Raw genomic sequence first — 26479 nt, 5'->3', positions numbered from 1 at the left:
CTTAATTGCCGGCCCTCCCGGTTTTTTTATACCTAAATCGCTCAATTCAGGTTATGGGTTATCCGCTAATTGGACGCCGCCTCGCCGGAGAACCCTTTAAGGTACTTCAGCAATTCCGAATCCGTGGACAGCACCAGGTTACTGGTTTTATCCAGCGACTCCGTGTAGACATCCAGAGACTGGGTAAATGAATAATACTCGGGATCCACGCTGTAGGCATCCGCATAAACCTTCGTGGCTTTGGCATCGGCCTCCCCTTTTATTTCTTCTGCCGTCCGGTAGGCCCCGGACTGAATTTCAAGGAGATCCCGCTCCTTCTGCCCCATGATCCGCTGAGCCTCGCCCTGGCCTTCGGAGCGGATCTTTTCCGCCATCTGCTGGCGCTCGGCAATCATCCGGCCGTATACCGAGTCCCGCACGGATTTCACATAGTTAACCCGCTTCATTTTCACATCAATCAATTCAATGCCGAACCGGTCCAGCTTCGGCTGTGAAGCCGCCAGAATCATGTTGTTTAACTGCTCCCGGCCGGTTTTAATGGTCTCTCTCTGGGCCTCATCCTTTCCCTCCAGCGTGGTCATGGACCGGTTGCTGGTGCGTACGGTTTCAATAAGCTCATGCGAGGTCACGGCATTTCGAACCGCCGGATTAATGATGTCATCCAACCGCTGCATCGCGGAAAACCGATCGGTAACGGTTCTGAAAAAAGCCACCGGATCTGTAATCCGCCAGCGGGCAAACGCATCCACCCATAGATAGGTCTTGTCCTTGGTCGGGATCTGGCCGGGATTGCCGTCCCAGGCCTGAATATTTTTGAGAAAATAGTTGGGCTGCTGGATAAACGGCACCTTGAAGTAAAGGCCCGGCTCGGTTTTGGGCTCAGCCACCACTTTTCCGAACTGGGTGATCACCACCTGCTCCGTCTCGTCGACCACATAGGCGGAAGAATAGAATGCCACCCCCGCAATGGCCACAATCGCAATCAATACAATATATCTAATTTTCATTTTTTACGCCCCATGCATTTTTCAGGTTAAGCAGCGGCAGAACGTTTTTCTGCTCTGAATCGATGATATAAATTTCGCCGAGATTCGGCAAAACGGATTTGATGCTCTCCAGATACAAGCGGCGCCGGGTCACATCCTTTGCCTTTGCATACTCCTTGTACTGGGCCATAAACCGTGCGGCATCACCCTCGGCCCGGTTGATGCGTTTCTTGGCATACCCCTTGGCGGCCTCGATGGTTGCCTCCGCCTCCCCGCGGGCCTTGGGAATCACCCGGTTGTATTCCTGCCGGGCCTCGTAGATCATCTGCTCTTTTTCCTGGTATGCCTGGTTGACCTCGTTGAACGAATCCTGAACCGGCCCCGGCACATTGGTATCGCCCAACTCAACGGTCACAACGTCAACCCCGGTTTCCGCCTGATCCAGTGCGTCCTGCAGCCTGATTTCCGCGGCATTGGCGATCTCCTCGCGGCTGGAGATGACCTCGTTGATGCTGCGATCCCCCACCACCAAGCGCATGGTGGCCTCTGACATATCCCGGATGATACCCTTTACATCCCGAACCTTGAACAAATAATTATACGCATCCTTAATCCGGTATTGCACAATCCAGGGCACCACCCCGACGTTTAAATCGCCGGTCAGCATCAGGGACACATCAATGGTCTCCTGGCCCACGGAGTAGGTGGTCCGGGTATCGGTCACCTTGCTTTCCTCAACGCCGAAGCCTTCCTTGTAAATCCGCTTGGTCTTTACCTTGGTTACCTTTTCAATGCCCGCGGGCAGCTTAAAATGCAGGCCGGACTGCGTGGTGCGGGTGTACTTGCCAAACCGCTGGACCACGCCCACTTCATTGACATCCACGGTATAGACCATTGAAGAGCCGAAAAACAGAAGCAGAAGGACAAGGATCACAATGATCCAGCCGCCCGAGAACTTGTAGTTTTTCAATTTGTCCAGCACTTCATCCATTTGCGGCGGTTTTGGGCCGCCTCCGCCGCTGCCGTCGCCGGAACTGCGTTCCTTCTGACGCTGCTGTAATTTTTCCCAATCCCATGTCATAATTTTTTCCTGTATTCGATTTGATTGCTTTGTATGCTTAATCTGCCTGACAGCGGAAATGCCGCCATCCTGCAACATTAAGTATCCATTATTCAATATCTGCCCTAAACAATTTAATTTAAATAATATTTAAATGACATCGCCGGACAAGTCAATAAAAAATGGCAGCGATAGAGAACCATCGGCATTTCCGGAAAGCTGTTTGAAAAAGCCCGAATTTTATCTTATCATCATATGAAATATTGAAGTCAATGCCATTAACTTAAGAGTGAAAATTGGTTCCGTTGTCATTTCGAGCGCCAGCGAGAAATCTTTTCATTGCATGAATTTTTAAGATTTCTCGTCACTGTCGTTCCTCGAAATGACAGTGGCGATAGGCTAAAGTTAATGACATTGATATTGAAATAAAATCCTAAATATCAAGACCAAAACAGGAAACCCTGATTTGAAAGCAGACCTCCACGTTCATTCGAAATACTCGCACCGGCCATCCGCCTGGATTCTTCGAAAAATCGGCGGGGCGGAGAGCTATACCGAGCCGGCAGCGGTCTACCGGTATCTAAAACAAATCGGCATGGACCGGGTCACTCTGACGGACCATGATACCATCGAAGGCTGCCTGGAAATCGCCCATCTCGAGGATGTCTTCATCAGCGAGGAGGTGACCACCTATTTCCCGGAGGACCGATGCAAACTTCACGTGCTGACCTATGACATCACGGAAGTCCAGCATGATGAAATTTGCCGCATCCGGGATAGCGTATTTGACCTGGTCGCCTATTTAAACCAGGAACGGATCCTCCATGCTGTGGCCCATCCGATGTATGCGGTGAACGATCGACTCCAAGTGGCGCACTTTGAAAAGATGCTTCTGCTTTTCAAGCATTTTGAGTTAAACGGCGCCCGGGATGCCGTGCTAAACCAAATTATCAACCGGATTCTGGGAAACTTGACAAAAAGCCGGATTGAAGAACTGTCCGAGAAGCACGACCTGGCCCCGGCAGTGGACCGGCCTTGGGAGAAGGGGCTGACCAGCGGCTCAGACGATCATTCCGGGCTGTATCCGGGCACCGCTTATACGGAAGTGCCGGACGCCGAAACCCTGGACGCTTTTATGGCGGGCATCAAAAACCGAAGATCGCACCTTAATGTGCCCGGCGCGACCCCGCAGAGTTTGGCCCACAACATTTACAGCATTATCTATCAATTCTATAAAACCCATTTTCAGATCCAAAACCGGCTCCCTGACAAAAACGTACTGCAATTATATAACAACCTCCTGCTTCCCGCCTTCCAAAAGGAGGCGGCATGTGAGCCGGCACCCGAACAAAGCCGGACAAAAAACGGCACCTTTGATTTTTCCAATCCGTTTTCCACCTTCCTGCCCCATCAAATTATGGAAAAATCCGCTGGATTAATTTCAGAAGAACCAATACTTGCGCAATGCCTTAAATCCAGCCCCGACGGGGAACCTCAAAAGGATGCCGCCTGGTTTCGATACGCCCAAAAAACGACAGATGCCATCATTCGCGATTTTGCCGATGAAATTCTTTTCAAGCTGTTGGAAGCGGATATTTTTTACCTGCTAAATACCATATCCACCACCGCATCATTATATGCCATCCTGTCACCGTTTTTTATCGCTTACTCCATTTTCAGCCGGGACCGGCAGTTCAGCCACCGTTGTTTTTCCGCGATCAGCGGTGAGCCCGGCGATCCTGGGAAGGAAGAACAAAAGATCGCCCTTTTTACCGACACATTTAATGAAATCAACGGCGTGGCCGCGGTAATCAAAACCCAGGTCAAGGCGGCCCAAATCACCGGCAAACCCATGACCCTGATCACGTGTGACGAGTCTCAGGATGGCGCCGCCCATAGGGCTGCCTTCAGCCCCATCGGGCAATTTCAGCTGCCTGAATATCCGGAAATCAAGCTGTTCTATCCGCCGGTGCTGGAAATCGTCGATTACTGCTATCGGGCCGGATTCACCCATATTCATGCGGAAACCCCGGGCCCAGTTGGGCTGGCCGCACTCGCCGCGGCCCGCATACTAAACCTGCCCTTTCACGGCACCTATCACACCTCCCTGCCCCAAACCCTTCGGATGGTGACCGGAGATTCGCAGGTCGAAGAACTGGTCTGGAAGTATATTCTTTGGTTTTACGGGCAGATGGAGCGCATCTATGTCCCTTCCGCGGCCACTGCCGAAGAATTGGCGGAAAGAGGGATTGGCCGGCAAAAGCTCATCGTGCATCAATGGGGAGTGGATACAACTTTTTTTCATCCGGCCCGAAAAAACGGATTTATGGACCAGCAATACGGCGTGCCCGCTGATACACTTAAGCTGCTCTATGTGGGCCGGGTGTCCAAAGAAAAGAATCTGGAATTGCTGCCGCAGATCATGCGCCAGATTGCCGCGATGCGAAATGACATCCGCCTGATTGTGGTGGGGGACGGGCCTTATCTTAAAGAAATGAAAACACAGCTCGCGGAGATGCCGGTTATATTCACCGGTTATTTAACCGGCGACGCCCTGGCCCAGGCCTACGCATCAAGCGATGTGTTTATTATGCCCTCAACCACGGACACACTGGGTAATGTGGTCCTTGAAGCCCAGGCCTCGGGCCTTCCGGTCTTAGTCACCGACCGTGGCGGGCCCAAGGAGAACCTCCTTCCCGGCAAAACCGGATATATCGTGCCCGCAGATTCGGTTGACGGATTTGTCGAGCGCATTCTCCACATGGCTGAAAACCCCGAGCATCTGCAAAAACTCAAAGAAAGCGCTCGTCAGTATATGGAGCAGCGCTCCTTTGAAAACTGCTTTTTAAGATTTTGGAAGCGCGAGTGACCAGAAAACCACGGCCAATCAACAAGGAGTGTCTGACATGACATCCAAGAAACGGGGAGCTTCAGATTTCACCCATATTCGGGAGATTCTCGAGTCCATCCTTCCGAGGTACCAGCGGGAGTCAGATACCGTCATTGAAAGAATCCGCAGAATCTGGAATGACATACTGCCGGCGGAAATGGCCGAGCATGCCCAGCCGGCCACACTTAAAAATGATGTCCTGATGGTGCATGTCACCAGCTCCACCCTGACCCATCAGCTCCGATTCATGACCGAAGAGATTAAGCAGCACCTGAATGCGGCTGAAAATTCATCTCAGATTAATACCATTAAGTTCAAGGTCGGCAAAATTTAAGCCGACGGCCTCTTTACCATGCCGGACGCAACTGATGATACACTTTTACACGGCGGACTGGACATCGCTCAGCCCGAGACCGGCTACCGGTTTTCAATTGACGCTCTAATACTGGCCCACCATGTTACTCCGGCGGCATCCGAACAGATGGCTGATATCGGCACCGGCTGCGGAATCATTGCGCTGCTGCTTGCCCGCCGGTTTCCGGATGCGCTAGTTTGGGGCGTTGAAGTTCAACCAGACCTCGCCCGCCTCGCCGAATTTAATGCAAAAGCCAATCATCTGGCCGGCCGCGTAAGAATTATTCATAAAGACATCCGAAAGATAACCCTTTCAGATACGGGACCTGTCGAAATCGTCACCTGCAACCCGCCGCATATCCCGGTATCTTCCGGCCGCTTAAATCCTAACGATCAAGCCGCTGTTGCCCGGCATGAAATCCTGATGACGGTCTCCGATCTGGCAGCGGCGGCACACCGGCTGCTAAGCCCCAAAGGCCGGCTATTTACCATTTATCCCGCCGGCCGGCTGACTGAACTCCTTATTCAAATGCGAAACGCGGGCCTCGAACCCAAACAGGTTCGCACGGTGCATTTTAAGCCTGATGCCCCTGCCCGGCGCATTATCCTTCAGGCGGTAAAAGATGGGCAGCCGGGGCTGGAAATGCCCCCGCCCCTTTTTATCCATGATTCAGAGGGAGCCTGCACACCGGAGGCATTAAGCATTATGAATCCCGGCACCAGCGGCCGTAATCCAAGCCCGAAATCCTGACAAAAATTTCAACAGTCATTCCCGGCGCACCCGCCGCGCCTTATATCCGGCCGCAGCACACGGTAAATTTGTTCTGTCTTTTTTTAGGCAGGCACGGTGGCCTGCCTTACGGCGACATGCATCGTAGAGTCGGCCACCGTGGCGACTATCTGTCCGCTAACATGACCGTGGTTATGGGCTTCGCGGTTATAACAGATTAGCCGTGGGCCGCAGCAATTTTCATTTGACACAAACCTGCAGAACATATAATTTTCTGCATTCAATAAAATTTCTTTCCTGCAAGTCAAATCAAATTCGGAGAGGTGGCCGAGTGGCTGAAGGCGTCGGTCTCGAAAACCGGTGTCCCGTTTCCCGGGACCGTGGGTTCGAATCCCACCCTCTCCGCCATATACTTTTGAAATTTAGAAATGTTACCTTATTGCTGTTTTCCCTGCTCGTAATTTCCGTTTCAGATGTCTCCAGTCAGAATCTTGAAAAATGGAAGGTAGTCTTCACAAATGTAGAGGGAAAAAATATCTCGCTGATATGTGAGGTGGCAGATACTTACTATAAACGCAGCCGGGGGCTTATGTATCGCGATCATCTCGACTATGATAAAGGCATGATATTTGTTTATGACAAGTCATCACATCGCAAGTTTTGGATGAAAAACACAAATATAGCCCTCAGCATCGCTTTTATTGATGCGGATGGCTATATTACCGGCATAAGGCAAATGAAACCGCACAGCCTTGAAATAATTGCCTCTTCTCAGAAGGTCAAATACGCCGTTGAAGCCAACCAAGGATGGTTTAAAAAAAATTCTATCGAATCAGGGGGAAGTGTAAAATTTTTTAAACCAATTAATAGTTATTCTCTACTGCCTGATAATTAACCCCCTCCTTGACACCCGCCGGAACCATATTTAATTTTTTTTTTGATACTTAATTTTATCAACTCACAAAAAAAGGAGATTATTTATGAAATGCCCTGTTTGTAAAGATGTTAGCCTTGTAATGACAGACCGCCAGGGGGTAGAAATTGATTACTGTCCAGAATGCAGAGGCGTTTGGTTAGACCGCGGGGAACTCGATAAAATCATTGAGCGCACCAATCCAGATGTGCCCAATGAGGTACCCAGGCATAAAGATCGAGGATCAAAGCATTATTCGGATGATTCGCCAATGCATGGAACTCATAAGAAAAAAAAGAAAGGAGGGCTTTTGAAAGAATTATTCGATTTCTAGCCTGACAAAAATCAGCAATGCCGAACAGCAATTGTAAAGCGCCCTCAATGACAGGAAAAACCGACCAAAAATCTCAGAGAAAGCAAGTGAACAAGAAATTCTTTTAAAATCATAGCCCAGCCGGTAATAAAAATACCTAAAGGTATGACCATTTTTTCTGATGGCCTGTCTTTTCATGCCGCCAAGTAAGGGATTTTAATTTTATGACAGATGATGAAAGCCTCAATTACATACGGCACTTAAATGTCCTGGTGGTGGATGATGAAATCAACATGCGGCGAACTATGATTTACTGCCTTGAAGAGGAGGGCCATACCGCCATCGCGGTGGGCAATCAGGATGATGCGCTGGCCGAGGCAAGGCGGTGTGCCTTTGACCTGACTTTTGTGGATTTGCGGCTAGGCAAAGAAAACGGCATGGAATTGATTGAGACGCTCCAAAGAGAATCGCCATGGACAAAGATCGTGGTCATCACAGCTTATGCTTCTGTTGAAACGGCTGTGGAAGCCATGAAAAAGGGCGTGACAGATTATATCCCCAAGCCCTTTACCCCGGACCAGGTGCGCCTGCAGACGGCAAAAATCGGCCAGATTCGTGCCATGGAGCGCGAACTAACCGAACTAAAGGATGATGTGGGACGCCTTGACCCGGAAGCCAGTTTCAGCAGCAACAATCCCATCATGCAGCGCACCATTGAAACAGCTCGCAAAGCGGCTGATTCCGAGGCGATCATCTTGATCCGGGGCGAGTCCGGCACCGGCAAGTCAGTAATGGCCAAGGCGATCCACCAATGGAGCCCGCGGGCTGAAAAATCCATGGGGACCGTATCCTGCCCGGCAATGCCTTCAGAATTATTGGAAAGCGAATTGTTTGGCCATGTGAAGGGCGCGTTTACCGGTGCTGTCCGGGATAATCCCGGTCGAATCGCAGCTTGTTCGGGCGGCACGCTCTTTCTTGATGAAATCGGTGATCTCCCCCCTGAACTGCAGGTCAAACTGCTCCGATTTATCCAGGAACGTACTTACGAGCGCCTGGGGGATCCTAAGCCTCGCAAAGCGGATGTCCGCATTATTGCTGCGACCAATGTGGACCTCGATCAACGAGTAGCTGACGGCCGGTTTCGGGAGGATCTCTATTACCGGTTAAACGTTATCACAATTACCGTGCCGCCGCTTAGGGAGCGGCCTGAAGACATTCGCCCCATGGCCGAGAATTTTCTAAAATTTTTATCCCTTAACAATCACAAACAGTTTTCCGGATTTACGGACAGCGCGATTGAAGCCCTTCAGGCGCATGACTGGCCGGGCAATCTCAGGGAGCTGCGCAATGCGATTGAACGTGCTGTAATCTTAGGGCACAAGGAAACGATTGATGCGAGTGAACTACCGGAACATTTAAATCAGCGAGACCCTGAGCCCTGCATTGGCGATCCGGTTCCTTTGTCAAAGATTGAAGAATTTCATATCCGCCGTATTATTGCCATGACCCATTCGCTCCAGGAAGCAGCTGACATCCTTGACATTGATCCGGCAACACTATGGCGGCGGCGCAAAGCTTACGATATCTGATCCTGCCTTAAAATTAGCTCCAGGCGATCCCGGATTTCACAAGCGGGGAAGTCTCTTACAATAAAATCGGTGGCACCGCTTTTCATGGCTTCGGTTGCTGATTCGATTTCATTAGGTCCTGTGATCATTACGCCATTCGTCCTGGGCTCTCGCTCAATGATATATTTCAAGGCATCGACGCTGCCAATGAGGCTGATTTCCATAAGCACTATATCGAAGAATTCTTGTTCAATGACTCCCAAAGCGTCTTCAATGGTTTCGGTAGTTTTTATGACCAGTTTCAAGGGGGACAATGCTTGTTGCAATTTTTGATTTACCCGGCGGTCATTGCAGATTATTAAAATACGTTGGTGTGCCATTCAAAAAAACCTCTCCAGTAATAGGCAAAATCCATAGAAAATCAATAGTACAAAGATATAAAGGCTAAATTAATAGGGGAAAGTTGCTTGAATATTAAGCGGTTTGATTTTATCCGCCATTATCGTTTAGCGTTTTGCTCTGCCTATTTTTTGCAAAGGTAATGCCAGCAATCAATAAATCCAAAGATTCAAACAGAATTATTTAAAGTCGCATACAATCAAAGGGGTGGCGGTCATTAATTGTAAAGGTGTTTCTATTTTCCAGGGATTGCAAATTGCAATACGGCTTGTTTTTTTGACTTTCAAATTTCAATACCCTCAAGCCCGGCATCTCTTTTGAACCCCTTTATGCCGGCAGCCATAATCTTGGCATGTGATTTGCCACATTGGTGAATAAATAAATTAAGCTTTTTGGGAACCCAAAAGACTTTATCACCTGAATGCAAAAAAGTCAGAAGGAGATTGACAATGCGATTTATCCGAGGAAACAAAAAAATTAAACGTTATCAAAAGATCATTTTTTCTTTATTGATTGTTGCGATATTTCTTATCGCTCCAGCGTTATTTTGGGCGAATGAGACAAATGCATCGACAGCGCAAATCAGCCCGCAGAGCTTTACAAAACTCTCGGAGAAGGCAAGTTCGGCGGTGGTTAACATTCGGACGGTTAAGACTATCGAGAGTCAGCCGGGCCAGGCCTTTCAGTATTTTTTTCAGGGGCCCCAGGGCAATCAGCAACAATTAAGAGAATTTTTTGAAAAATTTTTCGGCAACCTGCCGCAACAGCAGTTCCAGCAAAGAAGTCTGGGCTCCGGATTTATTATAGATACAGAAGGCTATATTGTAACCAATTATCATGTCATCAAGAATGCCGATCAAATCAAGGTTAAACTAAAAAACGGCAAAGAGTATTCGGCAGAAATTATCGGCAGTGATCCCCCAACAGACTTGGCCTTACTTAAAATCGATTCGGACAAAAAGCTTCCAGAGCTTGAACTGGGAAATTCAGACAAAATGGCAATCGGACAATGGGTGCTCGCGATCGGCAATCCATTTGGGCTTGAACATACGGTTACCAGCGGCATTATCAGCGCAAAAGGCCGGGTGATCGGCGCCGGTCCGTATGATGATTTCATTCAAACCGATGCCTCCATTAACCCCGGAAACAGCGGTGGGCCACTCCTTAATATGAAGGGCGAGGTTATAGGCATCAATACCGCTATCCTGGCCGCTGGTGAAGGCATCGGTTTTGCCGTTCCCTCAAGCATGGCCAAGGACATTGTAGCCCAACTTAAAGAAAGCGGGGAAGTTACCCGGGGCTGGTTAGGTGTTGGCATTCAAAGTTTAGACAAAGATCTGAAGGCGTATTATGATGTCGATCACGGAGTCCTCGTTACCCGCGTATTCAAGGGAGATCCGGCAGACAAAGCCGGCTTGGAGTCCAATGATATTATTACCGCCGTTAACGGCGAAAAAGTTGACTCCGCGCGGGAGCTTTCCAATAAGATTTCTAACCTTTCTGTCGGGGAAAAGGCAAAAATTAAAGTTTACCGGGATGGCGATACTAAAACTTTCTCGGTTGAAATCGCAAAACGGGATGAAGCAGCGCTTCATGGAAAAGGGGCAAAGGAAGATAAGGAGTCGGCTAACATGGGGATTGCGATTGCAAATATTACCCCGCAGCTGGCTGAAAAGTTAAACATTAATCAGGATGCCGGTGTTATTGTGGTCGGTGTCAAGGCCGGAAGCAAGGCGGACAAAGCGGGTATCCAGAAAAATGATATTATTACTGAAATCAATCACCAGTCGGTCAGCTCAGTTGCTGACTGCCAGGAGATCATTAAAAATGTGGAGGAAGGCGACAAAGTTCATCTCCTTATCAATCGGCCCCGGCGGGGTCTGGTTGTTGTCACATTAACCAAGTAACCTGCCACCATCAATAGGTTCAAATCGGCTCATGAACCCCGCGAGCCGATTTGAACTTTTACTTAAGAGACAAAAATAAACCGATCTTAAAGTAACATACCAATGACTTTACAAAAAAAAATTTTCATCGGTTATGGTGTTGCCGTTATTTTGCTGGGTCTGGTCATAGCGTGGTCGGTTGGACATATCATTGCCATCGGCGAGTACTGGAGATAGAAAAGTTATCCATTGAGGAAAAAACAGGTTATCAGGCGCTTATCGAGTTGGCCAAGCAGCAATTGCTGAATAGTCGATATTCAGCCGCAAAAACCACCCTTCATAGAGCGATTTCAAATCAACCCCGTGAACCGGAGGCATATGACCTATTAGGGATGCTGCACGAGATGCAGGGAGAATTGGTCAAAGCAAAAAATTTTTACAAAGCTGCTGTAGAAATTGCTCCGGAATATAAACCAGCGCAACAGAATCTGGCGCAGAGCATAATGTGAAATTTTACCAATAACAAAAATTTTCGCGCCTTTTGGTACGAGTACAAAAACTCATTGTGGATTTTACCGCCGACAAAGCATGTGGGGGCCGCCTTTAAAGATATCGTGATAAAAAGCCGGACGGACGGCAGCCTGCTCCGCCTGAAAGACATCGCCAATATCGTGGACGGCTTCAAAGATGTCAATCTGGTGGCCCGCCATAACGGCAAGCGAGCCATCTTTATCAAGGTCTCACGAAGCGAATCCCAGGATACCCTCAAAGTCGCCCGGGCGGTAAAGGATTATCTGAAGTCGGCAAAGCTTCCGCCCGGCATTGACCTGGATATCCTGGAAGATCAAACCGAAATTCTAAAATCACGGATGAACCTGCTCACCCGAAATGCACTGCTGGGTTACGCCCTGGTATTTATCGCACTGCTCGTGTTCCTGGATTTAAAGCTTGCATTCTGGACCAGTTTAGGGATTCCCATCTCGGTATCCATCCCCGTGACGGAAGATATGGCTACTTGGTATCACTAATCCGATTTACTAAAATCCTTTTTTGAAAAATTCTTCGTGGGTGATTTGATCGGGCGATCGGGTATGCCGCTTAGGGATAGTCCCTTTTTTAAAGCACCCCCATATCACTTCATCGGAAGCAGGTATGGGCAGCAATCCGGTTTCCGCATCGATTTTGGTAAAAACCACATTGTCAGGTGCGTGAAAAACACGCTGGGGTTTACCCGAGAGGATTTGCTGCATAAAATCCAGCCAGATTGGACTTGCTGCCCTTGAGCCGGTCTCGTTTTTACCCAATGGGCGGCCCTGGTCAAACCCCACCCACACGCCTGTAACGCAGCGCGGGGTATACCCCATAAACCATGCATCATTTAAATCATTGGTTGTACCGGTCTTACCGGCCGCCGGTCTTTGAAGCGCCCGCACCCGCCAACCGGTGCCTTCTTCAACGACTTTTTGAAGGAGATGCGTCATGATATAGGCAGTAGCCGGTGATATGACCCTTTCAGCTTCATTTTCGGCCTGATAAATAACATGTCCGCTACGGTCTTCAATTCTGCGGACGAACACCGGCTCCACGCGCCGGCCCTGATTGGCAAAAACCGAATAGACTTCCGTCAGCTCCAGCAAAGATACACCTGAAGCGCCCAGCCCTAAGGCCAGGTTTCGATCCAGGTGAGAATCGATACCGAGCTTGTGCGCATAATCAATCGCGTAATCAATTCCGATATCCTGCAGGATTTTCAGCGTTACAATATTTCGTGAATGGATCAAACCTTCCCGGAAAAGCGTAAACCCATGGAAAGTCTTATCATAATTTTCCGGCTTCCAGGTATAGTCAAGCTCTTTATTCTCAAACACTAAGGGTGAATCTGGTATTATCGAGGCAACGGTATAGCCATTATCCAGAGCAGCCGCATAAATGATGGGTTTAAATGCCGAACCCGGCTGGCGTCTGGCCTGGACTGCCCGGTTGAACTGACTTTCAGCAAAATCCCGGCCGCCCACCATAGCCTTTACATGCCCATTTTCAGGCTGCATGCAAAGGAGTGCCGACTGCACGTTGGGTTTCTGTTCAAGACGCAGCTCCCATTGTCCTTGCGAAGGCTGCCATTTTTTCAATTTTACCTGAATGACATCCCCGACCGCCAACCGCTCTGCTAAAGCTTTAACGGTTTTTGTTTCTTTCGAAAATTCTGGCGCCTGCTGACGTGCCCACCGCATATGGGAAAAAGGAAGGGCGCCCACTGCACCGCCAAGACGCACCATGATTCTTTGCTCGGTCTCGTCGACATCAATGACCACGCCATGGGTGATAACGCCGTCAAATAGTTTCCGGGCCCCACGCTCCTTTTTTAGAGATTGGAGATAAGGTTCGATCTCGGATTTTTCAAGCCGAAGAAGCGGCCCCCGATATCCCCGTCGCTTATCAAGCGCCCGCAACCCTTTTTCAATGGACTTTTGGGCGGCTTTTTGCATTTTGATATCCACGCAGGTATAAATTTTTAGTCCATCAGTGTAAAGTGCGTCTGTTCCGAATTTGGCCTTAATCCATTTTCTTACGTGTTCGGTATAATAGGGGGTATTTTCCATAAACCATTCAGGTTTTGAGGCCATTGTGATTTTTCTTTGAATGGCTTCAGTGGCTTCATCTTGGGAGATAAAGCCTTCAGCCGCCATCCGGGTTAAAACATAAATCTGACGTTCCTTGGCACGCTCCGGATGAGCTTTGGGGGAATAAAAACTGGGAGCCTGCGGCAGACCAGCCAGCATGGCGCACTCAGGCAGATTTAATTCCTTTGCGGATTTGTTAAAGTAATTTTGGGCAGCCGCCTGAACCCCGTAAGCGCCGTTTCCCAAATAGATTTGGTTCAAATACAGGAAAAGGATTTCTTCTTTGGAAAAATGCTTATCAATCCGGTAAGCCAGTATGGCTTCCTTGATTTTCCGGGTATAGGTTTGCTTTGGCGTTAAAAAAAACGATTTGGCAACCTGCTGCGTGATGGTCGATCCGCCCTGGACAATCCGTCCCGCTTCCAAGTTTCGAAAAAAAGCCCGGGCAATACTGAATACATCAATGCCTTCATGCTCATAGAACCTTGCATCTTCGGCTGCGACAAAGGCATGAATCAGTTGATCCGGCATTTCTTTCAATGGGATCACAATACGACGCTGTTTATAGAATTCGCCGATTTTATGGTCATCATCAGAATAGATCGTCGTCACTACGGGCGGTTGGTATTCTTCCAGAGTTTTGATCTGCGGCAGACCGCTGCTGAAATAAAAATATACCCCCACAATGACAATCAGGAACAATAACCCGGCGGAAGCAAAAAGGCCAAACACGCCCTTTGCTACTTTCCAGATTTTTCGTTCTTTTTTCCAGATCTTTCTTTGTCGCCCAAAAACCATTTATATCCAAAAAGTGTCGCTTTTATCGTCAAATCTCCATAATGGATGCATTAATAATGCCAATATTCATTCATTTTTGTGGTAACTTGCAATCCTGGCCCAGCTTTTTATAATTACATACACACTTAAATGAAATAACCGAGGAACCGAAAAAAGGTATGTTAATCCCATGATAGATGATGAGAGCCTCCATCATGTGCGGCACTTAAATGTCCTGGTGGTTGATGATGAAATCAACATGCGTCGGACCATGATTTATTGTCTTGAACAAGAGGGCCACACAGCCATTGCCGTCAGCAACCAGGCCGATGCACTGGCCGAGGCAAGGCGGTGTGCCTTTGATCTGGCTTTTGTGGATTTGCGACTGGGTAAAGAAGACGGGATGCATTTAATTGAGGCGCTCCAGAGGGAACCGCCCTGGACAAAGATCGTTGTCATCACAGCTTATGCCTCTGTTGAAACGGCTGTGGAAGCCATGAAAAAAGGCGCGACAGATTATATCCCCAAGCCCTTTACCCCGGACCAGGTGCGCCTGCAGACGGTAAAAATAAGCCAAATTCGCGACATGGAGCGCGAAATAACCGAACTAAAGGATGATGTGGGACGCCTTGACCTGGAAGCGAATTTCAGCAGCAACAATCCCATCATGCAGCGCACCATTGAAACAGCCCGCAAGGCGGCTGATTCGGAGGCGATCATATTGCTCCGGGGTGAGTCCGGGACCGGTAAGTCAGTAATGGCCAAGGCGATCCACCAGTGGAGTCCGCGAGCAGAAAAATCCATGGGGACCGTGTCCTGCCCGGCAATGCCTGCAGAATTATTGGAAAGTGAGTTGTTCGGGCATACCAAGGGCGCGTTTACCGGTGCTGTCCGGGATAATCCCGGTCGAATCGCAGCTTGTTCGGGCGGCACGCTCTTTCTTGATGAAATCGGCGATCTCCCCCCTGAACTGCAGGTCAAACTGCTCCGATTTATCCAGGAACGTACTTACGAGCGCCTGGGGGATCCTAAGCCTCGTAAAGCGGATGTCCGCATTATTGCTGCGACAAATGCGAATCTTGACCAAAGAGTAGCTGACGGCCGGTTTCGTGAAGATCTCTATTACCGGCTAAATGTTATTACACTTACCATGCCCCCCCCTTAGAGAGCGGCCTGAAGACATTTGCCCCATGGCCGAGAATTTTCTAAAATTTTTATCCCTTAACAATCATAAACATTTTACCGGATTCACTGACAGCGCGATTGAAGCCCTTCAGGCGCATAACTGGCCGGGCAATCTCAGGGAGTTGCGCAATGCAATTGAACGCGCTGTAATCATTACGCCAGGTATTGCAAATTGCAATACGGCTTGTTTTTTGTCTTTCAAATTTCAATCCACTCAAACCCGGCGCCTCTTTTCAATCCCTTCATACCGGTAGCCATAGTCTTGGCATGTGATTTGCGTTTATCAATGAATAAATTAATGGAGTTTTTTTCCTCAAAATTCATTGCATTGGGTAAAGCTTATGAATTTTAAACAACAAATAAGGAGGTTAGAGAATGAGACGTTTTCGCTTGCCGGCTTGTCTTTAAACGGGTGTGCCACGACTAGCCGGGTTGATCAGCTGCAAGAGCGGGTAAATGCCGCAATGGAAAAAGCAGATCAGGCCATGGCTGAAGCCGAAGCAGCCAAAGCCCGGGCGGAGAAATGTTGTAAAGAAAGCGATAAGGCTTTAGATGCCACCAATCGGGCCGAGGCTGCAGCGGATCGCGCGGAAGCAGAGGCTGATCGGGCTGAACTTGCGGCCGAAAAATCTGAAGCCATCTTTGATAAAATGCTGCGGAAGTAATCCGCAAGAAATCAATACCCGGACAATTTGATGTAAGAGGGGAGAACCGCAAGGGCTCCCCTTCATTAATTGAATTCAAATACAAACCATACATACCCAATCACTCATTCACTGAGCAGATCTTCCAGCATTGTTTCCGCATCTTTTTTCATTTGCTCGAAGGTCCCCTCCGCCTGCTCTTTCAAGTCCTCCAATTTTTTATCTGTTTTTCCAGGCTTTTTTACAGCTTCTTCCACAATTGATTTCACCCCTGAATAATCCGGCTGCACCTTCGGCTGGGAGAATGTCCCCGAGACTTTTATTGGTACCTTAACCCCCGCGTGCTTCCGGGTTTCAGACTGGCCTTTCAGGGTGGCCACAATCTTAGGCTGAATCCTGAAATCAAGAGATTGGGATACCAGATCTGCGGTGCCGGATGCGCTTACCCGCAGCAGCGGAGATACAAGGCTCGCACTGGTAGTGGAGAGCTTGCCATTGCGAATGCTGAAGGGAACCACCAACTCTAAAAAATCGGTCTGAGCCCCCCCATCCGCCGGCAAGACTTGCTGCCCAATGACAGTCTGGATCTGACGAATGATTTTAACCAGATCCAACCCCTGAATTGCGCCGTCGTAAACCCGGATGGTTCCGTTTCCCGAAAGAGTTTGACGAAACTGGTTCGCTGACGGGCCAGAGGCAGTAATTGCCATATCCGCCTGCAACAGCCCTTCCAAAAATGCCTTATCCGCTGTATCCGCTAAAAGTCTTCCTGCTTCAATCTGTTCTGCGCTGATGTCGGTTTTCACGCTCAAACTTTGAGGATTAACTTCCAGCCTTATCGACCCCTCCATACTCCCTGAGTAAAGCGCGGCTTGAACGGGATCCAACCGGTAATTGCCGTTTTGTGCTTTCAGAACAATATCAATCTGATCAATGGATGCTCCACCGACTTTCAGCCGCTTAACCGCGCAGTGACCGGAAATGCGCGGTTCCTGGAGGAATGCATAATCTACCGGGGCTTTCGCAGGCTTTCCTCCTGTCCTGCGCTTTTGTTTTGATGGGGTTTCAGGTAAATACCGATCCAGATTCAGGCGATCAATTTCAATGTCAAATTCAATCCACGGCTTCTGCATATCCTTTACGTCGAGCCGAAAATCCGCTTGGGTTTCATCCAGAATCAGCTCACCGTTGCTTATCTTCGCAGATTGAGGATCACCCATGATTTTGGCCGAAAAAGCCGCTTTTGCAAAAACCGAGGGATCGGAAGGGTTAAGCGGAAAGGACATATCCATAGCCTTGAACAACTGTCGCGGCGAAAAGGCCGGCACTTCCATCTTTATCTTGTATGTCGGTTTACCCATTGGATTAGAAACTTTTCCGGACAAATTGATCGTCATTTCGTTGAAAACAGAAGTTCTAAAATCAAGCGGAATCTCCGCCTCATACAGGTTGGTCCCAATCGGACCGAACCGGCCGGTCATTCTGACCGGCTCCTTGTCAAGCCGGGCTGAGAATTCAAGATCGACCGGTGCGCCTAACGAAAAGTTTTCGAGGGCAAGACGGATATCGGTGATCTCCTGCTTGACACCCGCGGTATGGTCAATCCATAAGAAAGTTCCGTTTCTTACGACAAAGGCTTCTATGTCAAGTGACTGAATTGGCAGTTTTTCTTTTTGAGTTTGCTCGGGCGGCGATGGAGGCGCCGGGGCGGTGCCATCCCCGGGTCCCAAGCCTTCCCAGTTCCGGCGCCCGGATGGTGCCTGGATCAGATAAATTTCCGGTGCGTTGAGCACCAATCGTTTGATTTGAACCTCCCTGAACAGGAGAGGAAGCACTTTGACCCGGACCTCGAAGGAATCAACGGACAAAAATTTGCGCGTTTCAAATCCTTCCGGGTTGGCCACCTGAAAATCCGATAAAGCAAAACCCGCCCAAGGGAAGAGGGACAGATCAATATCTCCGCCGATTGTTGCCGGTCGGTCGAGTTTTTCAGATAAAAGGGCGCTGATCTGCGGTTTATAATCATTGATGTCGATGACATGGGGGATGATGAATACCGCTGCAAGCAGAAGGATCAACAGTCCAGCGAAAGTAATGAACACCCACTTTAAAATCCGCATATTAATCACCTTATGGGATCGGTTCGCATTTATAATATAATACCAAGATAGATTCTAACACAGAAGCTTCAACGAAGCCCCCCACAATATTGACAGGCTTTTTAAGCAGTGTATATTTTAAATCTAAGCAATTATCAGTGCCGCGGATTATTTGAGCCGTTTTCTGAACAGCCTTTTTAACCTCGTCCATAGTAATAATTTCGCAAAAAGGCTTGTTTCATCGCCACAGGCTAACCTTTTTATTTGAGTTTAAACTCTCAAAGACATGGAAAATTATGCAGATATATCGTTTTCTAAAACTCAGCGTTCTCTTGCTTGTGCTGCTGGGGATGGCCGGGTGCGTCAGCGGCTATAATCCCGTTACCGGCGAGAGCCGATTTTATGGATATTCCTGGGAAAAGGAGCGGGCGATCGGAAGTAAAACGGACAAGGAAATCACTGCGCAGTTTGGTGTGTATCCTGATAAATCGTTGCAGAACTATATACAAAATGTCAGTCAGGCGGTCCTGCAGGAAAGTGACCTCCGGTCCCCGGAGGCACCGGCAAAATTCCGGAAAACCCCGTTTACCTTTCGGGTGCTTGACAGCCCCGTAGTGAACGCATTTGCACTGCCAGGGGGCTATATTTACGTCACCCGCGGCCTTCTGGCGCATCTTCAAAACGAAGCCCAGCTAGCCGTTGTTCTGGGTCACGAAATTGCCCATGTTGCCGCTCGTCACGCTTCCCGCCGGGCTTTTCAGGCCAGGCTGGGACAGATCGGACTTCTGGCCGGGTCAATTATCGGCTCCCAGGTTTTAGACAGCCCGGAGCTCACCAGGCATGCACTTAATCTAAGCGATACAGCCATGCATTTTTTGTTTTTGAAATACAGCCGGGATGATGAACGGCAGGCTGACCGGCTGGGGATCAAATATGCCGCGAAGGCCGGCTATCAGGCGGGCGAAGCGTCCGGGTTCTTTCAGACCCTGGATCGCCTCTCCGAGCAGCGGGGCCAGCCGCTTCCGAGCTGGCAATCGACCCATCCGGATCCCGGCCAGAGAGAAGAAAACGTCCCTGAATTGGTGGCAAATTTGTCGTCAACTATTGAAATGACCAAGCTTGGTCCCGAAGCGTATCTCTCCCATATCGACAAACTGGTGGTAGGTGAGGACCCTCGGGAAGGCTATGTCGCGCATGGCGTCTTCTATCACCCTGAGATGCGATTCAAATTCAGCATACCCGCCGACTGGACGGTCCAAAACCAGAAAACCATGGTGGCGCTTGGATCGCCGCAAGGGGACGCGGCGATAACTTTCCAGCTCGCGCAGGCGGACACGGCCCGGCAGGCGGCCCGGCAGTTCAGTTCATCTCAGGGAATACAGGTGAAGGACGCGGAGCCGACTGTGGTCAACGGCCATCAAGCTTATGCGATCACAGCCGTTGCAAAAACCCAGCAGGGGGTTGTGGGCCTTCGTCAGTATTTTATCGAGCACAAAGACCAGGTCTTCGCATTTGCCGGCTTCACGATGCTGCCAAACTATGAGCACATGCGAGCCGCATTCGAACAAACGCTCCGCTCGTTTGCCACCTTGAGCGACCCCAAAAAAATCAACGTATCACCGCTCCGTCTCAATATCATTACAGTCGATCATACGGCTGAGTTCAGGACATTCATTGCTTCACCCCCCGGGGACATGAGTGCCGAAGACATCGCTTTACTCAACCAGACGAAGCTTGGCGCCACTGTGGAAGCGGGTCGAAAGCTCAAAATACCGGTCCGGTAGCCCACAAACAGAAAGGAGCAAGAAATGGTTTTCCATCTGGAAAAAAGCCAGCGCAGGACTGCTATTGCCGCCGGGGTTATCGGCAATATTATGGAATGGTATGATTTTGCCCTGTACGGTTACATGGCATCCATTCTTTCCGTTCTTTTCTTTCCAGGCGACAATAAGATTGCCAGTCTGCTGGCGACATACGGGGTATTTGCCGCGGGTTTTATCATGCGCCCGCTCGGGTCTTTACTGTTCGGCTGGATCGGGGACAAGGTAAGCCGCAGCTCAGCCATGATGATATCCGTCGTCATGATGGCGCTGCCTACGATTTTGCTGGGTCTTTTACCGACTTATAAAGCCATTGGTGTTTTGGCACCGGTACTGCTTGTTATGGTGAGGCTTATCCAGGGGCTTTCCGTGGGTGGTGAATTTTCGAGCTCGGTGGCCTACCTGGTTGAAACCGCGCCGAAGAACAAGCGGGGGCTTTCCGGAAGCTATGCCAATGTCGGGAGTATGGCCGGTATGCTGCTGGGCTCAGGCCTGGCTTCGCTGACCACCAGCGTGTTGACCAGCCCCCAGGTTCATGCCTGGGGATGGCGGCTGCCCTTTTGGTTTGGCGCGGTGCTCGGCATATTCGCCATCTGGCTGCGCCGGCATTTACCGAGTTCCACTCATTTCCAGAAACATGCCAATGAACGGGAAAAAACCTCACCGCTTAAAGAGGCATTTACAGAAAATCTCAGGGAAACTGTACAGGCAGTCCTGGTGGCTTCATCTTACGGGGCGTTGTTCTATATTTCCCTTGTATTTTTACCGAACTGGCTCAATGAATATATCCAATTCCCTCTTGAAAAAGCCATGACCATTAACACCCTGGCCACCGCCATTTTATTGATTCTGGTGCCGCTTATGGGATGGGCCAGTGACCACTTCATGAGACGAACCCATATTATTGCCTTGTCTGTTGGGATCTTCGGACTTTCGGCTTATCCGCTGCTTTTTTGGCTTGCCGGTGCCACACTGGCCGCCGTGATTACTGTTCAAATCGGATTTGCCGTCTTGATTTCCGTGCTATGCGGCGTGGCACCAGCCATGTTTGTGGAGCTTTTCCCCACCAAGGATCGACTCTCCGGCTATTCTGTGGCCTATAACCTGGGGCTTGGTGTTGTCGGGGGCTCTACTCCTATGATCTGCACCTGGCTGATTTCTTTTACCGGCACAAAAAATGCATTGGCCGGCTTTATCCTCGGTGTTGCGGTCCTGGGTTTGATAGGGCTTTTATGGATGACGGACCGGAGCCGCGAGCCATTAAGATAATCCTGAAAGCGGGAAAAGGACGAAAAGGCAAAAATGATGACGCGTAACCGACATGTTCGGCTGATCGGGGCCCTTTGTATTCTGGGGTTGTTAAACGCAGCCTGCACGGTGGGGCCAACGTACCGGCGGCCGGCAACCGCGGCCGATGAAAGCTCGACTTACGCCCGAACGCCCGAAGATACTGAGCAACTGGTTTTTGGGGAGTTCAACTGCTGGTGGCGGCAAAAGAATGATCCGATCATGAACAAATATGTAGATACCCTGCTCAAAGAGAACCTGGAACTCAAAGCGGCCGCCGCCCGGCAGCATCCCGACCGGTTGCCGGCCCAGTTGATCGATCGGCGGCCGGATCTGAGGGCCAGTGAACTTCGGATGGCCGCCGAGGTGGACCAGATCGGGGTGGCAGAGGCCGACCTGTACCCGGATCTGACCTTAAGCGGAAATATCGGCTACCAGGGAAATGAACCGGCATATCTTGTCACTGCCCGGACGGCCTGGAACAACCGGATCGCTCTCATCCTGGCATTGGGCGGCGACTGGCTTAAAAGACCTCCGGATCTGGCGCCGGTTTCCAGCCCAACGAGAGAAAGCGATTTATGACGACACCCAAACTTCCCAAAAAAAACGACAAAAAGTGGCTTTTCGGCCTTTTACAGCTTTGCCTGGTGATCCTGTTCCTGGGTGGGGCGTTACTGTTAAACCTCTATCTCTCCTCCCTGGAGCTGACGCCGGAAACCGAAATACGGCAACAGGACCTGGAGCTGGTGGTGGAAACGGTCGTTGCGGAGCCCCAAACCCACCGGCTCTCCTTTACCTGCACCGGCACGGTGCAGGTGCGGGCCATGACCCATCTCGTGCCTCAGGTCAGCGGCCGTATCACCTCGGTTGACGACAGCGCATTTCCCGGCGGTTTTTTTTCCGAAAACACCCTACTTTTTCAAATTGAAAAAATTGACTATAAACTGGCCCTTGAACGGATAAAGGCTGAAGTGGCCCGGGCAAAAACCCAGCTTAAAATTCAAAAGGCGGAAGCCAAAACGGCAGTTGCCGAGTGGCAGGATCTGCATCCGGATCGCCCCGTCCCGCCTTTGGTCGCTAAAAAGCCTCAGCTCCGGGAAGCCCGGGCCAACCTGGCTGCAGCAGAAGCCCGGCTAAAAAAAGCGCGCCTTGATTTGTCGCGCACCCAATACCGGCTCCCGTTTTCCGGTCGGATTACCGAGTTTCAAATGGAGGAAGGTCAGTATGTGGTTGCGGGCCAATCCTATGGCCAGGCCTATCGGCTGAAATCCCTTGAGATTGATGTGCCGCTCCAAGAACAGAAATTTGAATGGGTCATGGCCGCTTCCGAGCCGGAAATTAAGATCAGCAAGGATTTTTCAAAAGCGCCTGTCTACAAAGCACACATTAAAAGGGTTGCCGGCAAACTTGATCCTGAAACCCGTTTTTCCCGGATTATCCTGGGATTGGAGGAGAAGGCTCCTGAACTTCTGCCGGACGCCTTTGTTCATGCCCGGATTACCGGACCTGAAAAGAAAGATGTATGGGTTCTGCCCCTGAATACCCTTCAAAAAAAGGGCCGCATCTGGGTGGTCGCCCCAGACCGGACCCTCCGGTCCATTCATCCTGAAATCATTCAGATAACCGATAAATATCTCGTGGCTGAAAGCGACGGCACGCCCATACGCGCTGTTCAGGGCAACCTGCCGGAAGCGACTCAGGGCACGCGGGTTCGGCTGGTCAGCCGATCAGAGAGGGGTTCGGACAGCCATGGCAAATAACCGCAATGGCGCCAAAATATTTGGCAGCGGCCTTATTGGATGGTTTATCGACAATCACGTGGCTGCCAATTTATTGATGATCCTGTTCATCGGCGGGGGCCTGCTGGCGATTTTCAGCATGCGCACGGAACTGTTTCCCACGATCAATCCGCGGATAATAAATGTTACCGTTCCCTATCCGGGCGCCACGCCCCACGAGGTTGAAGACGGCATTACCCGCCGCGTTGAAGAGGCCCTGATCGAAATAGAAGGCGTGGCCAGGGTGACCTCCATTGCCCGCGAAAACATGGGCGTGGTGACCCTTGAGGTGGAAGACTTCGCCGACATGGATGACGTCGTAAACGACGCGGAAAATGCAGTGGATCAGCTGGCCGACTTTCCGCCGCAGAATGCCGAAGACCCGATGATCACCCAGGCAAAACCCCAGCCCTCGGTCATCACCCTCGTTTTATCCGGCGAGGTACCGGAACTGACCCTTAAAAATTGGGCAAAGCGCATTGAGGATGATTTGCTGCGACGCCGGAATATATCGCTGGTCTCCCTTCACGGGGACCGGGACTATGAAATTTCCATAGAAATCCCGGAGGAAAACCTTCGCAAATACGGGCTCACCATAGCGGAGGCGGGCCGCATGATAAGAAATTCATCGCTTGATCTGCCGGCCGGGACGGTTGAATCGGAATCCGGGGACATCCTTTTGCGGGTTCAGGAAAAAAAGTATATGGGGGCCGCCTTTAAAGATATCGTGATAAAAAGCCGGGCGGACGGCAGCCTGCTCCGCCTGAAAGACATCGCCAATATCGTGGACGGCTTCAAAGATGTCAATCTGGTGGCCCGCCATAACGGCAAGCGAGCCATCTTTATCAAGGTCTCACGAAGCGAATCCCAGGATACCCTCAAAGTCGCCCGGGCGGTAAAGGATTATCTGAAGTCGGCAAAGCTTCCGCCCGGCATTGACCTGGATATCCTGGAAGATCAAACCGAAATTCTAAAATCACGGATGAACCTGCTCACCCGAAATGCACTGCTGGGTTACGCCCTGGTATTTATCGCGCTGCTCGTATTTCTGGATTTGAAGCTTGCGTTCTGGACCAGCCTGGGGATTCCCATCTCTTTTCTCGGCGGCCTGCTGTGCGTCTTCATGTTGGGGATGAGCTTTAATATGGTCACCTTGTTTGCCCTGATCGTGGTGCTTGGCATTGTGGTCGATGATGCCATTGTTACCGGAGAGAGCATTTTTGTCGAGCAGGAGTCCGGCAAAGAAGATGAAAAAGCGGCTATAGCCGGCGTACAGGCAGTTCGCGCCCCGGTTTCCATCGGTGTTTTCACGACGGTCGCCGCTTTTGCCCCGCTCGCATTTACTACCGGCACTCTGGGCCAGATCATGCGGCCCATCCCCATCTTCGTGATCAGCATTTTATTGATATCCCTTTTGGAGGCGTTTACGATTCTGCCGGCGCACCTGTCTTCTTCCAGCCGGTGGAGCCGGGGTGTGGTTTTAAGTATCAACAAGGGGTTCAGCCAGCTGCTCAGAAAATTTGTCGACCAGCTTCTGCTGCCGGTCCTGAGAGTGGCCGTGCGGTGGCGCTATGCGGTGCTGGCGGCTTTTGTCGCCTTGTTGATTATTATCGGGGCGATGCTGAGGGTCGGGATAATCCGCTTTATTTTTTTCCCCCAGATTGAAGGGAGCCGGGTGACAGCCACATTAATTATGCCCGTAGGGACGCCGTTTGAAGTCACGCGGCACAATGCCGCCAAAATGATGAATGCCGCGGAACAGGTGGCAGCCGAACTTCGGGAAAAGGCGGGGAAAAGTTTGTTTGAAAGCACTTCGCTTCTGGTGGGAGGCCGTTTTTCCCAGCAGACGCCCCCCGCTTCCCAGGGGGGAGGCGCGGCGGGCGGCAATAGCGCGGAGCTTCAGATTCAATTGATTGATCCCCCGAGGCGCGATATTTCCGCACAGGAAGTGGCCAACCGGCTTCGCGAGACCATCGGTGCCATACCCAATGCCGATGAGCTCTCCTTTCAGAGCAGCCTGGTATCCGGCGGTCCGGATATTAACATCGAGCTGGCCCACACGGACGCGGCGGTTCTTGATGCCGCGGCCGCTGAACTGAAAAAAAGAATGCGCGCCATGAGCGGGGTTACCGAAGTAACCGACAGTTTGAAGCCAGGCAAACTGGAATATGTTTTTGAGCTCACCTCTGTGGGCCTGGCTGCCGGACTCAAACCGGCGGACCTGGGATTTCAGCTTCGAAACGCATTTTACGGATACGAGGTGCAGCGCATCCAGCGCGAGCAGTCGGAACTGCGCGTTATGGTCAGGTATCCGGAATCAGACCGGGAGTCCATTGCAAGTATTTCCGATTTCCGGGTGAGGCTGCCCAACGGGGATTCGGCCGCCCTTGAAAAAGTGGCGAGGATTCGGCAGCAGAAGACCTACGCGGAAATTATCAGGGTTAACGGGCAGCGGGTCACCAGTGTGACAGCCGATGTGGTCAGGCGGATCACTACACCGGAAGAGGCACTCGGCGGCATCATGGAAAAAATCACGCCGGATCTCCGGGAAGCCCATCCAGAGCTGGGCGCCCGGGTGGCGGGCCAGAGCGAGGACAGGCGGGAAGATTTGGCATCTCTTTTCCGCAACATGGCGATTGCCCTGCTTTTGATTTTCGCGCTGCTCGGTGCCCAGCTTCGCAGCTACATCCAGCCGGCGATCATCATGGCGGTCATCCCGTTCGGAATGGTCGGGGCGGTTCTGGGACACCTGCTTTTAGGATTTGACCTCTCCTTTATTTCCATTTTCGGCATCGTGGCATTAACCGGTGTGGTGATCAATGATTCCGTGGTGCTGATCGATTATTACAACAAAAGGCGGGAAGAATTGGGGGACTTTCCCGAGGAAGCCGTTTTTGAGGCGGTAAGACGGCGTTTCCGCCCAATTCTTTTGACCACGCTGACCACCAGTCTCGCCCTTCTGCCCATGCTTCTGGAGACCAGTCTTCAGGCCCGGTTTCTTATTCCAATGGCCATTAGTTTAGCATTCGGTCTTTTATTTGCCAGCTTTGTCCTGCTTTTTCTGCTTCCCATCCTTATCCGCATTGTATACGACCTTCGCCGATGGGCCGGTGCAGTAAAATAAGAAAAAACTGGCCTTTTTCGGAATCGTCCTCTGTATACCCGGTCT

General features: G+C 50.5%; 22 protein-coding genes and 1 tRNA gene. 17 read left to right on the top strand and 6 right to left on the bottom strand.

The window, feature by feature from the left end:
• Positions 1-65: 65 nt before the first annotated feature.
• Together hflC and hflK are read right to left on the bottom strand one after the other, a co-directional pair.
• Positions 66-1007 (bottom strand): protease modulator HflC, encoded by a 942-nt coding sequence (gene hflC, locus U5L07_19230; GenBank protein ID MDZ7833879.1) that lies wholly within the window; start codon positions 1005-1007, stop codon positions 66-68.
• A complete protein-coding gene (gene hflK / locus U5L07_19225; GenBank protein MDZ7833878.1) occupies positions 997-2067 on the bottom strand; it encodes an FtsH protease activity modulator HflK in 1071 nt (356 codons plus the stop codon). The genes hflC and hflK overlap by 11 nt, the downstream gene beginning before the upstream one ends.
• A 445-nt stretch (positions 2068-2512) precedes the next feature.
• On the opposite strand from hflK, the gene U5L07_19220 reads away from it, so the two are divergent.
• The 7 genes from U5L07_19220 (at position 2513) to U5L07_19190 (ending at position 8835) form a co-directional block, all read left to right on the top strand.
• A complete protein-coding gene (locus U5L07_19220; GenBank protein ID MDZ7833877.1) occupies positions 2513-4915 on the top strand; it encodes a glycosyltransferase in 2403 nt (800 codons plus the stop codon).
• A 37-nt stretch (positions 4916-4952) separates the two neighbouring features.
• Positions 4953-5270 (top strand): DUF721 domain-containing protein, encoded by a 318-nt coding sequence (locus U5L07_19215; protein ID MDZ7833876.1) that lies wholly within the window; start codon positions 4953-4955, stop codon positions 5268-5270.
• A gap of 18 nt (positions 5271-5288) precedes the next feature.
• Positions 5289-6041: a methyltransferase gene (locus U5L07_19210; GenBank protein MDZ7833875.1), complete on the top strand. Its 753-nt coding sequence runs from the start codon at positions 5289-5291 to the stop codon at positions 6039-6041.
• 296 nt (positions 6042-6337) lie between these two features.
• A tRNA-Ser gene (locus tag U5L07_19205) sits at positions 6338-6428 on the top strand.
• Between the two features lie 145 nt (positions 6429-6573).
• Positions 6574-6915, top strand: a complete 342-nt coding sequence (locus U5L07_19200) for a DUF192 domain-containing protein (protein ID MDZ7833874.1) — start codon at positions 6574-6576, stop codon at positions 6913-6915.
• 85 nt (positions 6916-7000) lie between these two features.
• Positions 7001-7267 carry a zf-TFIIB domain-containing protein gene (locus U5L07_19195; protein MDZ7833873.1) on the top strand — a complete coding sequence of 89 codons (267 nt, stop codon included), beginning with the start codon at positions 7001-7003 and terminating at the stop codon, positions 7265-7267.
• 203 nt (positions 7268-7470) lie between these two features.
• Positions 7471-8835: a sigma-54 dependent transcriptional regulator gene (locus tag U5L07_19190; protein ID MDZ7833872.1), complete on the top strand. Its 1365-nt coding sequence runs from the start codon at positions 7471-7473 to the stop codon at positions 8833-8835.
• Here U5L07_19190 and U5L07_19185 read toward each other — a convergent pair.
• On the bottom strand, positions 8823-9194 hold the full coding sequence (locus U5L07_19185) for a response regulator (GenBank protein MDZ7833871.1): 372 nt from the start codon (positions 9192-9194) through the stop codon (positions 8823-8825). The genes U5L07_19190 and U5L07_19185 overlap by 13 nt on opposite strands.
• Before the next feature lie 411 nt (positions 9195-9605).
• On the opposite strand from U5L07_19185, the gene U5L07_19180 reads away from it, so the two are divergent.
• From U5L07_19180 to U5L07_19170, 3 genes are all read left to right on the top strand, one after another.
• Entirely contained in the window at positions 9606-11120 is a 1515-nt protein-coding gene (locus tag U5L07_19180; GenBank protein MDZ7833870.1) for a DegQ family serine endoprotease, read from the top strand.
• Positions 11121-11383: 263 nt separating this feature from the next.
• Complete coding sequence (locus tag U5L07_19175; protein MDZ7833869.1) at positions 11384-11608, top strand: tetratricopeptide repeat protein; 225 nt, start codon at positions 11384-11386, stop codon at positions 11606-11608.
• Between the two features lie 54 nt (positions 11609-11662).
• Positions 11663-12127 carry an efflux RND transporter permease subunit gene (locus U5L07_19170; GenBank protein MDZ7833868.1) on the top strand — a complete coding sequence of 155 codons (465 nt, stop codon included), beginning with the start codon at positions 11663-11665 and terminating at the stop codon, positions 12125-12127.
• 9 nt (positions 12128-12136) lie between these two features.
• On the opposite strand, the gene U5L07_19165 is transcribed toward U5L07_19170, so the two are convergent.
• Positions 12137-14422 carry a PBP1A family penicillin-binding protein gene (locus tag U5L07_19165; protein MDZ7833867.1) on the bottom strand — a complete coding sequence of 762 codons (2286 nt, stop codon included), beginning with the start codon at positions 14420-14422 and terminating at the stop codon, positions 12137-12139.
• 265 nt (positions 14423-14687) lie between these two features.
• Between U5L07_19165 and U5L07_19160 the strand changes: the two genes are divergently transcribed.
• Positions 14688-15662 (top strand): sigma-54 dependent transcriptional regulator, encoded by a 975-nt coding sequence (locus tag U5L07_19160; protein ID MDZ7833866.1) that lies wholly within the window; start codon positions 14688-14690, stop codon positions 15660-15662.
• A 49-nt stretch (positions 15663-15711) separates the two neighbouring features.
• Here U5L07_19160 and U5L07_19155 read toward each other — a convergent pair whose 3' ends face one another.
• On the bottom strand, positions 15712-15900 hold the full coding sequence (locus U5L07_19155) for a hypothetical protein (protein ID MDZ7833865.1): 189 nt from the start codon (positions 15898-15900) through the stop codon (positions 15712-15714).
• Positions 15901-16023: 123 nt separating this feature from the next.
• On the opposite strand from U5L07_19155, the gene U5L07_19150 reads away from it, so the two are divergent.
• Positions 16024-16347, top strand: coding sequence for a hypothetical protein (locus tag U5L07_19150; GenBank protein MDZ7833864.1), 324 nt, complete (start codon positions 16024-16026; stop codon positions 16345-16347).
• 104 nt (positions 16348-16451) lie between these two features.
• On the opposite strand, the gene U5L07_19145 is transcribed toward U5L07_19150, so the two are convergent.
• Positions 16452-18446, bottom strand: a complete 1995-nt coding sequence (locus tag U5L07_19145) for an AsmA family protein (GenBank protein MDZ7833863.1) — start codon at positions 18444-18446, stop codon at positions 16452-16454.
• A 275-nt stretch (positions 18447-18721) separates the two neighbouring features.
• Between U5L07_19145 and U5L07_19140 the strand changes: the two genes are divergently transcribed.
• The 5 genes from U5L07_19140 to U5L07_19120 are packed head-to-tail and all read left to right on the top strand — an operon-like array spanning position 18722 to position 26434.
• Positions 18722-20209 (top strand): M48 family metalloprotease, encoded by a 1488-nt coding sequence (locus tag U5L07_19140; GenBank protein ID MDZ7833862.1) that lies wholly within the window; start codon positions 18722-18724, stop codon positions 20207-20209.
• A gap of 24 nt (positions 20210-20233) precedes the next feature.
• Positions 20234-21514: an MFS transporter gene (locus U5L07_19135; protein ID MDZ7833861.1), complete on the top strand. Its 1281-nt coding sequence runs from the start codon at positions 20234-20236 to the stop codon at positions 21512-21514.
• Between the two features lie 36 nt (positions 21515-21550).
• Positions 21551-22114: a TolC family protein gene (locus tag U5L07_19130; protein ID MDZ7833860.1), complete on the top strand. Its 564-nt coding sequence runs from the start codon at positions 21551-21553 to the stop codon at positions 22112-22114.
• Complete coding sequence (locus U5L07_19125) at positions 22111-23292, top strand: efflux RND transporter periplasmic adaptor subunit (GenBank protein MDZ7833859.1); 1182 nt, start codon at positions 22111-22113, stop codon at positions 23290-23292. Before U5L07_19130 ends, U5L07_19125 begins: the two co-directional genes overlap by 4 nt.
• Positions 23282-26434 (top strand): efflux RND transporter permease subunit, encoded by a 3153-nt coding sequence (locus U5L07_19120; GenBank protein ID MDZ7833858.1) that lies wholly within the window; start codon positions 23282-23284, stop codon positions 26432-26434. Before U5L07_19125 ends, U5L07_19120 begins: the two co-directional genes overlap by 11 nt.
• Positions 26435-26479 lie beyond the last annotated feature (45 nt).

It is taken from the genome of Desulfobacterales bacterium (assembly GCA_034520365.1).
Taxonomy (GTDB): domain Bacteria; phylum Desulfobacterota; class Desulfobacteria; order Desulfobacterales; family Desulfosalsimonadaceae; genus M55B175.
This window is presented reverse-complemented; position numbering and strand designations above follow the sequence as displayed.

What these genes read in the sequence shown, in the direction of transcription:
- U5L07_19150 (MDZ7833864.1), top strand. Translation starts at nt 16,024, where the DNA reads ATGAATTTTAAACAACAAATAAGGAGGTTAGAGAATGAGACGTTTTCG.
- hflC (MDZ7833879.1), bottom strand. Translation starts at nt 1,007, where the DNA reads ATGAAAATTAGATATATTGTATTGATTGCGATTGTGGCCATTGCGGGG.
- U5L07_19185 (MDZ7833871.1), bottom strand. Translation starts at nt 9,194, where the DNA reads ATGGCACACCAACGTATTTTAATAATCTGCAATGACCGCCGGGTAAAT.
- U5L07_19130 (MDZ7833860.1), top strand. Translation starts at nt 21,551, where the DNA reads ATGACGCGTAACCGACATGTTCGGCTGATCGGGGCCCTTTGTATTCTG.
- U5L07_19140 (MDZ7833862.1), top strand. Translation starts at nt 18,722, where the DNA reads ATGCAGATATATCGTTTTCTAAAACTCAGCGTTCTCTTGCTTGTGCTG.
- U5L07_19215 (MDZ7833876.1), top strand. Translation starts at nt 4,953, where the DNA reads ATGACATCCAAGAAACGGGGAGCTTCAGATTTCACCCATATTCGGGAG.
- U5L07_19120 (MDZ7833858.1), top strand. Translation starts at nt 23,282, where the DNA reads ATGGCAAATAACCGCAATGGCGCCAAAATATTTGGCAGCGGCCTTATT.
- hflK (MDZ7833878.1), bottom strand. Translation starts at nt 2,067, where the DNA reads ATGACATGGGATTGGGAAAAATTACAGCAGCGTCAGAAGGAACGCAGT.
- U5L07_19135 (MDZ7833861.1), top strand. Translation starts at nt 20,234, where the DNA reads ATGGTTTTCCATCTGGAAAAAAGCCAGCGCAGGACTGCTATTGCCGCC.
- U5L07_19145 (MDZ7833863.1), bottom strand. Translation starts at nt 18,446, where the DNA reads ATGCGGATTTTAAAGTGGGTGTTCATTACTTTCGCTGGACTGTTGATC.
- U5L07_19190 (MDZ7833872.1), top strand. Translation starts at nt 7,471, where the DNA reads ATGACAGATGATGAAAGCCTCAATTACATACGGCACTTAAATGTCCTG.
- U5L07_19210 (MDZ7833875.1), top strand. Translation starts at nt 5,289, where the DNA reads ATGCCGGACGCAACTGATGATACACTTTTACACGGCGGACTGGACATC.
- U5L07_19195 (MDZ7833873.1), top strand. Translation starts at nt 7,001, where the DNA reads ATGAAATGCCCTGTTTGTAAAGATGTTAGCCTTGTAATGACAGACCGC.
- U5L07_19125 (MDZ7833859.1), top strand. Translation starts at nt 22,111, where the DNA reads ATGACGACACCCAAACTTCCCAAAAAAAACGACAAAAAGTGGCTTTTC.
- U5L07_19160 (MDZ7833866.1), top strand. Translation starts at nt 14,688, where the DNA reads ATGATAGATGATGAGAGCCTCCATCATGTGCGGCACTTAAATGTCCTG.